The organism is Nonomuraea sp. NPDC049750, assembly GCF_040659625.1.
Lineage (GTDB): Bacteria > Actinomycetota > Actinomycetes > Streptosporangiales > Streptosporangiaceae > Nonomuraea.
In genome coordinates, this window is record NZ_JBFANB010000003.1 from 140,795 (window position 1) to 153,382 (window position 12,588).

At 69.9% G+C, this 12,588-nt stretch carries 7 protein-coding genes; 1 reads left to right on the forward strand and 6 read right to left on the reverse strand.

Annotated features, from left to right (window positions below; translation table 11 throughout):
• Window positions 1–7: 7 nt before the first annotated feature.
• From efeO to AB0J16_RS09370, 3 genes are all read right to left on the reverse strand, one after another.
• Window positions 8–1,147, reverse strand: coding sequence for an iron uptake system protein EfeO (efeO, locus tag AB0J16_RS09360; RefSeq protein WP_358536432.1), 1,140 nt, complete (start codon window positions 1,145–1,147; stop codon window positions 8–10).
• Window positions 1,140–2,012, reverse strand: a complete 873-nt coding sequence (efeU, locus tag AB0J16_RS09365) for an iron uptake transporter permease EfeU (RefSeq protein ID WP_358536435.1) — start codon at window positions 2,010–2,012, stop codon at window positions 1,140–1,142. Before efeU ends, efeO begins: the two co-directional genes overlap by 8 nt.
• Before the next feature lie 127 nt (window positions 2,013–2,139).
• Window positions 2,140–5,361 (reverse strand): GH92 family glycosyl hydrolase, encoded by a 3,222-nt coding sequence (locus AB0J16_RS09370; RefSeq protein ID WP_358536438.1) that lies wholly within the window; start codon window positions 5,359–5,361, stop codon window positions 2,140–2,142.
• A 232-nt stretch (window positions 5,362–5,593) separates the two neighbouring features.
• Here AB0J16_RS09370 and AB0J16_RS09375 point away from each other — a divergent pair, with 232 nt between their 5' ends.
• Window positions 5,594–7,015 carry a carboxyl transferase domain-containing protein gene (locus AB0J16_RS09375; RefSeq protein ID WP_358536441.1) on the forward strand — a complete coding sequence of 474 codons (1,422 nt, stop codon included), beginning with the start codon at window positions 5,594–5,596 and terminating at the stop codon, window positions 7,013–7,015.
• A gap of 55 nt (window positions 7,016–7,070) precedes the next feature.
• Here the strand turns inward: AB0J16_RS09375 and AB0J16_RS09380 are convergent, their stop codons facing one another.
• From AB0J16_RS09380 to AB0J16_RS09390, 3 genes are read right to left on the reverse strand one after another with little or no spacing between them, the layout of a single operon-like run.
• The gene (locus AB0J16_RS09380) at window positions 7,071–9,923 is read right to left on the reverse strand and encodes an AAA family ATPase (protein ID WP_358536444.1); all 2,853 of its coding nucleotides are present in this window, start codon (window positions 9,921–9,923) and stop codon (window positions 7,071–7,073) included.
• A 48-nt stretch (window positions 9,924–9,971) separates the two neighbouring features.
• The gene (locus AB0J16_RS09385; protein WP_358536447.1) at window positions 9,972–11,795 is read right to left on the reverse strand and encodes a 2-isopropylmalate synthase; all 1,824 of its coding nucleotides are present in this window, start codon (window positions 11,793–11,795) and stop codon (window positions 9,972–9,974) included.
• Window positions 11,796–11,797: 2 nt separating this feature from the next.
• A complete protein-coding gene (locus AB0J16_RS09390; RefSeq protein WP_358536449.1) occupies window positions 11,798–12,568 on the reverse strand; it encodes an AfsR/SARP family transcriptional regulator in 771 nt (256 codons plus the stop codon).
• Window positions 12,569–12,588: the final 20 nt, after the last annotated feature.

The following is a 12,588-nucleotide window of genomic DNA, read 5'->3' on the forward strand; positions in this document are numbered from 1 at the left end:
GCCTCTCCTACTTCGTCACGATCGGGGCGATCTTGCTGATCGGCTCGGCCAGCGCGTTGATCGCGTCCGACAGCGCCTTCAGCTCGGCCTTGGACAGCTCGTTGTGCAGCTGCCAGCCATCGCCCTTCTGGTGCTTACCCAAGGCGGCCTCGGCCGCGGCGAACTTCTCGTCCAGCGTCTTGACCAGGTCGGGCGCGCGCTCGTCCAGCACTGGGCGGAGCGCCTGCACGGCGGCCTTGGAGCCCTGAACGTTGGCGTCGAAGTCCCACAGGTCGGTGTGCGACCAGGTGTCCTCCTCGCCGGTGATCTTGCCGGTGGCGACCTCGTCGAGCAACTCCTTGGCGCCGTTGGCCAGGTTGAGCGGGGTCAGCTCGGCGGAGTTGGACTTGGCCACGATGGTCTTGACGTCGGCGATCAGCTTGTCGGCCACCGGGCCGTCCTTGCTGATGTCCTTGGTGATCCAGAGATCCTTCTCGATCTTGTGGAAGCCGGTCCACTTCTCGCCGGCCGCCAGGTCGGCCTCGCGGGCGTCGATCGCCGGGTCCAGGTCACCGAAGATCTCCGCGACCGGCTCGATGCGCTCCCAGTACGTACGCGCGACCGGGAAGAGCTCCTTGCCCTTGGCGATGTCGCCCGCCTTGACCGCGTCGACGAACTCCTGCGTCTTGATCAGCAGCGTGTCGCTCTGCGTCTTGATGTAGCGCTTGTAGCTGGCGGTGGCCTCGGCCAGCTTGGCGTTGTCGGTGAGCGGCTTGTGCTCACCGGTCACCTTGAGCGCGTTGCGCAGGCCCTTGCCCACCATGCCGGGCTTGCAGGCCGTCTCGTACGCCCCGGCGGGCAGTTCGGCGATGACCTCGCGGGTCAGGCCCGGCACGATGTTCTCCACCTCGGCCATGACGCGGTCACCCGGCGCGTACACGTAGAACTCGGTGACCTTGGTGCCGCCGTTGGTGATCGTGAACGTGCTGGTGCCCGCGGGCACCTCGGCGGTGGCGACCTTGCACTCGGTGTCGGAGGCGGCGACGCTGATCTTCCCCGGCTTGGCGGGTGCGGCGGAGCCGGTCGTGGCCGGCGTCCCTGAGCCGCAGGCGGCCAGGGTGAACGCGCCGACCATCAGGGCGAGGCCGCGGGCGGTGGAGTTAAGCATGACGCTCCTGTTCGGGCGCGGCGGTGGACTTCGCCGGGGCAGAGGTCGACTGGGGGCGGCGCAGGAAGAGGATGAGGGTCGGCACGAGATAGAGGACCCAGGCCAGGGCCTCCAGCACGCTCGGCTGGGGAGTGATGTTGAGCATTCCGGCCAGCAGCGCGCCGTACCAGGAGTCGGCGGGCAGGATCGCGCTGATGTCGAAGGCGTAGGTGGTCAGGCCCGGCAGGATGTTGGCCTCCTGCAGGTCGTGCACGCCGTACTTGAAGATGCCGGCGGCCACCAGGATCAGCAGCAGGCCCGTCCAGGTGAAGAACTTGGTGAGGTTGATCTTCAGGGCGCTGCGGTAGATGCCCCACCCGATCGCCACCGAGGTGAGCAGGCCCAGGCTGATGCCGATGAGCGGATCCGCGGGGTTGTTGACGCCCCCGGCGGATGCGGTGAAGCTCTGGACGGAGGCGAAGAACAGCAGCGCCGTCTCCAGCCCTTCACGGGCCACGGCCAGGAAGGCCATCACGACCACGGCGAGGGAGCCCATCTCGAGCGCCTCCGTGAGCTTGCCGCGCAGCTCCTTGGAGAGCGCGCGGGCCATGCGGCGCATCCAGAAGATCATCCAGGTGACGAACACCACGGCCAGCAGCGAAGTGATCGCGTCGAAGAGCTCCTGCCCCGTGTGACCGAGGTTGGCCGCTGTGAAGGTCAGCAGCGCGCCGAAACCGACGGCCAGCGCGAGGGCGGCCACGACGCCGACCCAGACGTGTGGCAGCTTGTCCTTTCGGTCACTTTTGACCAGGAAGGCGATCAGGACGGAGACGACGAGCGTCGCCTCCAGTCCTTCTCGCAGTCCTATGAGGTAGCTGGCGAACACCGACACTCCCGCGCGCTGTAGGAAAGGCTTACCTAAATTAGGGCAGGTGGAGCCTACATAATGCAAGCGCGCTGTCGCACAAAAGAGCGGCTCCCCCGTGCCAGGCAGGGGGAGCCGCGGCTAAAAATCAGGCAAAGGCCCAGGTGAAGACGTGCATCGCCCCCTCCTGGACCGGCGAGAAGGTGATGCTCTTCACCCTCTTGGCCGGGTCGAGCGCGATCGGCTGCGCCGCGAAGACGTACGAGCCGAGCGGCCGCATCATCCACGAACCGTTGTAGAGCTGATACGGCGTCGAGGCCACGACCTGGTTGCCGTATCGGGGCTGGCCGCCGCCGAAGTCCAGCATCCAGTCACTGAGCCCGAGCTTGCCGGTGCCGGTGGAGCCGTCGGTGTAGGTGATCGTCGCGGTCACCTCCGACCAGCCGTTGGTGGTCGAGCCCAGGAAGGCGATCTTCGTGGCCCCGGCGGGCGCGGCCACCTCGATCGGCTGGGTCCCCACCTTGACGTTGTCCCATTCGCCGGGCTTGCGGTTCGGCCAGGTGAACTCGAAGCCGTTCCATGAGACCTTGCCGCCCGGCTTGAGCCCGGCCGCGGCCAGGGCCTGCCCCGAGTAGCTGAAGGCCGCCGCGTCGAGGTTGGCCAGCCCCGACTCGGCGTCGTCGCCGATGCCCGCGAGGTTGTGCGACCACTCGGGCGTGCCGCGGGTGGCCACGTTCAGCCGCACGCTGGTCGTGAGGTCGCCGGCGGTCGTGGCGCCGCTGGAGTAGGTCGGCGCGGTGACGGAGATCGGCACGGTGACGAAGCCGAGCGCGGTGCCCGACGCCACCGAGACCTGGACCGCCTGGGTGGCCTTGCCCAGCGCCGGGACGGTCAGCGTGCCGCTCGCCGGGGTCACGGTGATCCCGGCCGGCGGCTTGGCCTGCCACTTGACGGTGCCCGCGGCGCCCGTGGACTGCACCGCGAGCGTGGCAGCGAAGGTCCCGCCCGGCTCGACGGGCCCGCTGCCCGGATTGAACCCGGCGAGGTAGGTCTTGGCGCCCTCGTTGAAGCTCGGCGGCGCGTTCGTCGTGCCGGTGCCGAACGTGGTGTTCGGCGAGGACCCGAGCGTGAAGTCGAGCCGGCCGCCCTGGAGGGCGAACGATTCGGGCAGCCACGCCTTGCCGGACGTCGTGCCGTTGACCTTGAGCGTCTGGATGTAGCGGTTGGTGGAGCCGGGGGAGTAGATGTCGATGTTGCCCTGCGGCCGCTTGATGTTGATCTTGTCGAACAGCGGGGTGTTGACCAGTAGCTCGGCCCGGCCGGGAATCGCCGGGAACAGGCCCATCGCCGACCAGACGTACCAGGACGCCATCGCGCCCAGGTCGTCGTTGCCGACCAGTCCGTCAGGCCCGGGTTTGAACAGCTCCTGCTGTACCCGTCGCACCAGATCCTGGGTCTTGTACGGCTGCCCGGCCCACGCGTACAGCCACGGCGACGGCAGCGCGGGCTCGTTACCGAGGTAGGCGTAGGGCTCGTTCGGCCCGGCGTTGAGCGCCTTGAAGTAGTTGTCCAGCCGGGGGATGGCCTTGGCGTTGCCGCCCATCGCGTCGAACAGCCCGCGCGGGTTGTGCTGGACCATCCAGTGGTACTGGGCGCCGTTGCCCTCGATGTAGGAGTCGGGGCTCGCGGGGTCGAAGGGCGAGGTGAACGACCCGTCCGCCATCTTGGGCTGGATCCAGGAGTTGGCCGGGTTGTAGGTGTTCTGCCAGGACTGCGAGCGCTTCATGAAGGTGGCGGATACGTCGCGGTAGCCGAGCCGGGAGGCCAGCTGGGCGATGCCGAAGTCGGCGATGCCGTACTCCAGCGTCATGGACGGGTCCGAGACGACATAGCCCTTGTTCATGAAGGCGGCGTTGCCCGGCCGCTCGTCGTACTTGATCTGCGGGTGGCCGATGTCCATCCCGCCGACCCGCTGGGCCGCCGTGACCATCGACTTCATCGCGTCGGCGGCCGGGAAGTTCCGGGCGCCGAAGGCGTACAGGCTGGAGACGATCGAGTGGTACGGGTCGCCGACCATGACGCCGGTGATCTCGTTCTGCAGCGACCAGCGGTCCCAGACGTCGCCGAGCAGGTGCGCGTTCTCGTACATGGTCTGGGCGATGTCGCTGCCCACGGCCGGGTCGAGCAGGGCCAGGAGCTGTACCTCGCTGCGGTAGACGTCCCAGCCGGAGAACGTCGCGTAGTGGTGGCGGCCGGCGGCGACGGTGTGGAGCTTGCCGTCCGAGCCGGTGTAGGTGCCGTCGGCGTCCTCGGCTACGTGCGGCTGCAGCAGCGCGTGGTAGAGGTTGCTGTAGAAGGTGCGCCGCTGGTCGGCGGTGCCGCCGGAGACCAGCACCTGGCTGAGCCGGTCGTTCCAGACGGAGGCCCCGTTCAGGGCGACCGAGTCGTACCCGGTGGTGCCGACCTCCGCGTCGAGGTTCTTCTTCGCGCCGTCCACGCTCACGTACGACAGGCCGACCCGCATCTGCACCGGCTTGGTGCCGTCGAACTCCAGGTAGGCGCCTGAGCCGGGCCCGTTCACGACGACGTCGCCGGCCGTCACGGCCTCCGCCTCGGCGACCTTGGCGGCCGAGGCGTTCTTGACCGATGGGGCGCCCGGCTGGACGAGGTCGTCCTTCCAGGTGCCGTAGGACGTGATCGGCTGGTCGAAGGTGGCGTGGAAGTAGACCTTGTAGCGCATCGGCGTGCCGCAGAAGCCACCGGTCTGCACCCAGCCCTGGACGGTGTTGCCACTGATCTTGGTCTCGCCGTCGTCCACGCCGTTGATCGAGCCGCTGGTGTTGAGCAGCAGCGTGCCCGGCTTGCCGGCGGGGAAGGTGAACCGCCCGACGCCGGCCCGCTGGGTCGCGGCCAGCTCCGCCTTCACCCCGGTGTCGAGGGTGGTGGTGTAGGAGCCAGGCGTGGACTTCTCGTTGTCATGCTTGTACGTCTGGACGTAGTCCATGCCATGCGTAGCAGGCGATTTATCGATTTTTCCGGAGATCGGCATCACGGGGAAGTCCTGCGCCCCAGTGCAGCCGGGGCCGTTGATGTGGGTCATGGAGAAGCCGCGTAAGCGGTTGTCCTCCCACTTGTAGCCACCTCCGGCGTTCGCCACCGTGTCGGGGCTCCACTGCATCATCCCGAACGGCAGGACGGCGCCGGGGAAGTTCATCCCGGCCCCACCGCCGTGACCGAAGTCGGGACCCGCCTCCTGAGTGCCGAGGAAAGTGTTGACCAACGCGACCGGATACGGTTCTGGGGCGGTCCCCGGAGCGGCGGTAACAGCGCCGGCCGGGATCGCCGTCGCGGCCACAAGGGCGGCGACCATCGGTAAAGACCACAGAGACAAGGTCGTCCTCCAGGGTTGAGATCATTTCATGGCAGCGTGAATCGCCCGCGCGCGTCAACGCGCAGAAGTTCCGGCCACAAGTTGCCACCGGCCTGACGGCCACCGGCGGAGTTACTAGGGGTTGGCTGATAACGGCGCCCTTGACAAATTCGGCGTTACTCCTGGTCGATTCACGACTTCTGATCGATTCACGGCAGCAGGGAAATGGCCCATGTCCACTGTTCTGGTCGAGCAATCCGCAGACACCCGATCGCCGTCCGTGCGCCTCGCGCGGCTGGCGGATCCCGGCTCTCTCATACCGCTCCACGCCGCCGACGACAGCGGTGTCCAGGCCGTGTCCGGCCTGGTCGGCGGCTCGCCCATCGTCGCCTACTGCACCGACGCCACGCGGATGGGCGGCGCCCTGGGCGCGCCGGGCGCCCGCCACATCGTGGCCGCCATCGAGGCCGCCGTACGGCTCGACTGCCCGGTGATCGGGTTGTGGCATTCGGGCGGGGCCCGGCTCGCGGACGGTGTGGAATCCATGGACGGCGTGGGCCGGATGTTCGCCGCCATGACGAAGGCGTCCGGTGTCGTTCCGCAGATCTCCGTCATTCTCGGGCCCGCCGCGGGCGCCGCGGCTTATGGCCCGGCGCTCACCGATATCGTCATCATGGCCGACGCGGGGCGCGTCTTCGTGACCGGTCCCGATATCGTGCGGAGCGTCACCGGCGAGAAAATCGACATGGCCGGACTCGGCGGCCCGGAAGCGCACGGCGGTAAATCCGGGGTCGCCCACATCGTCGTCGGAAACGAGGACGAGGCATATGAGCGGGCCCGCCGCCTCGCCGGATTCTTCGCCCGCCCCGGCGGCTTCGACCTCGACCTGCTGCAGGACGACTGGGAGGACCTGGGCGCGCTGCTGCCCGAATCGCCGCGCCGCGCCTACGACGTGCGGCCCCTGGTGCGCGGCGTCATGGACCGAGACGAGCACGGGCCGGTGTTCGAGGAGTTGCAGCCCCGCTGGGCGCCGAACATGCTGGTCGGCCTCGGCCGTCTCGGCGGCCGGACCGTCGGCCTGCTCGCGAACAATCCCCTGCGCAAGGGCGGCTGCCTCGACTCGCTGTCGGCCGAGAAGAGCTCGCGCTTCGTCCGCATGTGCGACGCGCTGGGCGTCCCGATCGTCGTCCTGGTGGACGTGCCCGGCTACCTGCCGGGGGTCGGGCAGGAATGGGGCGGGGTCGTCCGGCGGGGCGCCAAGCTGCTGCACGCTTTCGCAGAGTCGGTCGTGCCCAGGGTCACGCTGATCACCCGCAAGTCGTACGGCGGCGCCTACATCGCCATGAACTCCCGCTCCCTCGGCGCCACGACGGTCTTCGCCTGGCCCGACGCCGAGGTGGCGGTGATGGGCGCCGAGGCGGCGGTCGGCGTCCTGCACAGGAAGGCACTCGCCGCGGCCACCGAGGCCGAGCGGCCCGAGCTGCTGGCCCGGCTGGTCGAGGAGCACCAGCGGATCTCCGGTGGGGTCGAACGGGCGATGTCGCTCGGCGTGGTCGACGAGGTCATCGCGCCCGCGACCACGCGCTTCCGGCTCGCCGAGGCCCTCGCCCGCGCACCGCACACGAGAGGACGGCATTCCAACATCCCTCTGTGAAGCTCCGTGGACGACCCCGAAAAGGCGCGCGAGGCGCCTTTTCGGGGCTTTCGCGTCAGCTGAACACCTGCGCCCGCATGGACTCCTCGCCCGTGAGGCTGGCCGGCAGCTCGGTGCGCCGGGTGACGTTGAGCTTGCGGTAGATCCGCGTCAGGTGCTGCTCCACCGTGCTCACCGTGATGAACAGCTTGGCGGAGATCTCCCTGTTGGTGTAGCCCTCGGCCGCCAGCGCCGCCACCCGCCGCTCGGCGTCGCTGAGGATCCCCGTCACACCGGCGGAGTTCGCGGCGCTCCGGTCGCCCTTGCCGCCCCGGTTGAGCGCCAGGGTCAGCGGCTCGGCCTGGCATTCCACCGCGAGCAGCCGGGCGCGCCTGCCGAACATGCCCGCCCGCCGATACTCGCCGTTGGCGTGGTAGGCCGCCGTCAGGTCGAACAGCGTCCTGGCCAGCTCGTACCGGTCGCCGCCCGACTGCAGCAGATCCGCCGACTTGCGCAGCAGCATCGGGCGGTGCCGCGTCTCGCTCACCGCCGCCAGCAGGCGCATCGCGATGCCCTGCACGCGCCTGGACTGCTGCCCGCACCGGGCGAGCTGCTCGTCGATCAGGCGGCGCGCCTCCTCGTGGTCGCCCAGGCGGATCAGCGCCTCGGCCGCGTCCGTACGCCACGCGATGAACCCCGGCACGTCCAGCTCCCACCTGCGCATGAGCTCGCCGCAGAGCTGGAAGTCGCGCAGCGCCTGGTGCGGCTGGCCCGCCATGAGGTTGAAGCGGCCCTTGCCGTGCAGGTACTGCAGACCGAATCTGGTCTCCAGCATCGCCTCGGGCACCGGCTGGTTGAACTGCCGCACGTGGTCGTCCAGCCGGCCCATCGCCGCGCCCGCCTGCAGCAGGCTGCCCAGCGGCCCGCCGACGGCCACACCCCAGCTGGTGGCCGGGATGATCTCCAGGGCCCGCTGCGCGTCGTAGGCCGCCGCCGCCAGGTCGCCCCTGCGCAGGCCGATCTCCGCCCGGATGGCGGACAGCCGGGCCTGCCTGCTCGGGGCGCGCCGCGAGGCCGCCTCGTCGATGAACGCGTCGCACCAGGGCGCCGCCTTGCCCGGCCGGTCCGTGTACGTCAGCGCCAGCAGCGCGGTCTCCACCGTGTCCATTGTCATCTCGTCCAGCCGGGAGCCGCGCAGGATGCGCTCGGCCGTCGCCACGGTCTCCTCACGGGGACCCTGGGTCAGGACGCTGGCCAGCACGCCGGCCGACTCCATCCGGCGGCCGACGACGACGGACGAGGCGGCGCTGCTCGCCTGCTCACCGCTGACCTCCGGCAGGTGCGGCAGGAACGAGGGGTACAGGCTGCGGAACCACGGGCGGGCCGCGGCCAGCTCGGCCACGGTCTCCTGGTCCAGCTCGGCCAGCTCGTTGAGGTGGGCCAGGACGTCCTTCGCGTCCGCCACGTGCCCGTGCCACAGCAGCGCCTTGGCCAGCACCACCGTGTCACCGCCGCCCAGGTAGCCCTTGTGCAGGGCGTCGGTCAGCTCGGCCAGGTGCGTGGCGGGGGCGCTCGGGTTGATCCGCCACTCCGCCCGTACGAGCGTGGTGGTGATCCTGGCCCGCCGCCGCTCGTCCACGCAGGCCCGCCAGGCGAGCTTGAGGTATTCGATGGCCGACTCCACGCCGTCGTCGCGGAGCGCCTGCCGCGCCGCCTCCTCAAGGACCGAGATGGCCCAGGGGTCACCGGCGTGGCTGGCCTGCAGCAGGTGCTCGGCGACGACGGCCGCCGGGGCGCCGCTCTCGTACGTCAGCTCGGCGGCCCGGCGGTGCAGGTCGATCCGCTCGGCGGCGTCGAGGTCGGCGAGCACGGCCGCCCTGGCCGCCGGGTGGCGGAAGTGGCCGTGCTCCAGCACGCCGGCGCCGGTCAGCGCCTGGATCGCCTTGGCGACCGCCGCCTCGCCCTCGTCCAGCAGCCGGTCGGTCGCCGTCTCGCCGCCCGGAGACCGGCTGCCCGGCAGGTCGCCGCTGCTCAGCAGCTTGATGACGGCGCTCTCGCCGCCGCCGAGCAGCGGGCCGATCGAGGCGGGTTCGCCCAGTACGGCCAGCGCCCTGGCGACCACCGTCATCCGGCGGTCGGCGCGGCGCAGGCAGGCCACCGTGCCCTCGCCATACCTCGCGCCGGGGGCGCCGGTGGCCTGGAAGTCCTCCACGAGCGCGGTCACCAGCAGCCGGTTGCCGCCGCTCAGGGCGTAGCAGTCGGCCGCGAACCCGCCGGCGGCCGCGGCGCCCGCCCGGACGGTCACCCAGCGCGCCACCTCATCGGCGGACAGGTGGGTGAGCCGGATGGGCCGGCAGTGCGGCTGCCGCAGCACCTCGGTGTGGAAGAGCGTCTGGACGTGCGCGCTGTGGTCCGGCGCGCTGAAGACCAGCATGACCTGGGCGAACTTGACCCGCCGCGCCAGATAGGCCAGGCAGAGCTGCGAGGCCCGGTCGGCCTGGTGGACGTCGTCCACGACGATCACCAGCGGGCAGCGCTCGGACAGTTCGAGCAGGGCCGCGCAGAGCGCGTCGACGATCTGCACGTCCATGTGGTCGATGGCCTCGGCCTGCGGATCGCTCGACAGCTGCGAGCTCATGCCCTCGTGCAGCAGGTCCATGGTCGCGGCCCGCTGCTCCTCCGTCAGGGGCGCGTTGTGCAGCAGCTGGGCCAGCACGCCGAGCGGTAGGCCACTCTCCGCCAGGGATCCCGTGGCGGTGAGCGGTAACGCGCCGTGCTCGAAGGCCTGTTCCGCGAACGCGTACAGGAGCTCGCTCTTGCCGGTCGCGATGGCGCCGGTCACCATGGCGATCCTGCCCTTGCCGGCCACCGTCTCGCGCAGCAGTTCCTCCAGGGAGGTCAGGCCCTCCCGTCGTTCGTCCATGGCCATGATCGGCCTCCCCTTTTTCGTTCGTCGGCTGTCAGAGTCGGCTGGATGTCAGAGTCGGCTGGGTGTCAGAAGGGCAGCCTGCGGCCGGACGGCGTGCGCAGGTCCAGACGGCCTCGGGTACGGGGGCCGCGCGGGCGCTGCCGGTGGATTCTCTTCGGCATCACGGGTCTCCTTCTCCTCGGTGGGTCGTGCGTCGGGGGTGAGGCGGGCGCGGGCGGCGCGGACGGCCGAGTAGGCGGCCGTGGCGATGTCCGCGTCGATGCCGGCGCCCCAGGTGACGGCGCCGCCCATCCGGCACTCGGCGTAGATCACCGTCTCGTCGTTCGAGCGGTCGCCGGGCCCGCTCGGCTGCTCGTGGTCGAGTGGGCGGCCGGTACGGTGCACGACGTGGACCTGGATGCCCCAGGGCGCCAGCACCGAGCCGAGCGCGCGGCAGGCGTCGGCCCGGTCGCCGCCGACGTCGAAGCGCCCGTCGATGTACAGCGCCGCCGTCACCGGCTCCCGCCCCACGGGCAGGGGCTCCGACGGGTCGCCGTGGAAGAGGTACTCGGCGCGGAAGATGGCCCCGATCCGGCTCGGCGACAGCTCGCCGCCCACCGCGTCGGCCTGCGCCTGGACCTTGGCCGACAGGTCGGCCTGCATGCCGCGCGGCAGGTTGAGCCCGTGCCAGGCGCTCATCACGTAGGCGACGCCGCCCTTGCCGGACTGGCTGTTGACCCGCACGACCGCCTCGTACGTACGGCCCACGTCCTTGGGGTCGACGGGCAGGTACGGCATACGCCACGGCAGCTCGGCGACGTCGGCGCCGCGCTCGTCGGCCGTCCGCTCCAGGTCGTCGAAGCCCTTCTTGATGGCGTCCTGGTGCGAGCCGGAGAAGGCGGTGTAGACGAGGTCGCCGCCGTAGGGGTGCCGGGGATGCACCGGCAGCTCGTTGCAGAGCTCGACCGTGCGCCGGATCGCGTTGATGTCGGAGAAGTCGATGCCCGGGTCGATCCCGTGGGCGTACATGTTCATGCCCAGCGTCACCAGGCAGACGTTGCCGGCGCGCTCGCCGTTGCCGAACAGGCAGCCCTCGATCCGCTCGGCGCCGGCCAGCAGGGCCAGCTCGGCGGCGGCCACCCCGGTGCCGCGGTCGTTGTGCGGGTGGATGGACAGGCAGACGTGCTCGCGGCGCGACAGGTTGCGGTCGAGCCATTCGATCTGGTCGGCGAACACGTTGGGCAGCGACCGCTCGACCGTCGTCGGGAAGTTGAGGATGATGCCGCGTCCCCGCTCCGGCTGCCAGACGTCCATGACGGCCTCGCACACCTCAAGGGAGAAGTCGAGCTCGGTCTCGTTGAAGAGCTCGGGGGAGTACTGGTAGCCCAGGTCGCAGTCGCGCAGCGTCCGCTCGGCGTACTTCATCATCAGGCGCGTGCCCTGGACGGCCAGGTCCTTGCACTCGGCGCGGCTCATGTCGAAGACCACCCGCCTGAAGAGCGGCGACGTGGCGTTGTACACGTGGATCATGGCCCGGGGCGCCCCTTCGAGGCACTCCACGGTCCGCTCGATCAGCTCGTCGCGGGCCTGCGTGAGCACGGTGATCCGCACATCGTCGGGGATCCGGTCCCGCTCGATCAGCAGGCGGACGAAGTCGTAGTCGTTCTGGCTGGCGACGGGAAAGCCGACCTCGATCTCCTTGTAGCCGATTTCCACCAGGAGGTCGAACATCTTGAGCTTGCGCTCAGGTGTCATCGGGTTGGCCAGCGACTGGTTGCCGTCACGTAGATCGGTCGATAACCAGCGGGGCGCCGCCACTATCCGATTGCTCGGCCAAGTGCGGTCGGTCAGGTCTACGGGCGTGAATCCAGCGTAACGCTCAAAGCCTTTCATCGTCAGACGTCCTTTCCTGAATGACTTCCCGTGGGAGCGGTCAAATGGAGGTTTTGGATGTCGAAGGCGGGCTCCACGCCCAGCTCGGCTTCCAGCAGCGCGCGCAGCCCTTCATAGGCGCGCCAGGCGTCGGCGCGCCGGCCCGCGCGGCCGAGTGCCGTGATGAGCTGGGTATGGAAGTTCTCGTTCAAGGGATAGGCGGCCACGAGCACGCGGAGTTCGTCGATGAGTTCGCCGTGCAGGCCCAGCCGGATCCTGGTCTCCAAGTGCATCTCCACCGCCCGCAGCCGCTGCTCGTCGAGCGCGGTGGCGCGCGGGCCGAGCACCGCGCCCCTCGGCACGTCGGCCAGCGGGGGGCCGGACCACATGGACAGCGCTTTCCGAAGGACCAGGTCGGCGGCCTCGTGGTCGCCCGCGCGGTGGTGGCCGGCGGCCCGCTCGACCAGCCGGGGGAAGACGAGGGCGTCCACCCGTTCCGGGTCGGCGCGCAGCAGGTAGCCGGGCGCTCGGGTGACGACCAGCTGGGCCACGACCGGGCCCATTCTCAGCAGAATTCGGCGGAGGTGATAAATGTGCGTCTGAAGGGTCTTGACGGCGTCTTTCGGCTCGTTCTCGCTCCACAATTCATGGATAAGGAGATCGACGTCGACGACCTTTCCCGCGTTGAGCGTGAGTAACGCGAGGACCTGCCGGACCTTCGGCCCCACCGGGATATGGGACTGGCCGCGGTCGTCGACCATCTCCATCGGCCCCAGTAACTTGAAATCCGGCATCAGATTCCCTAACGTGAGGA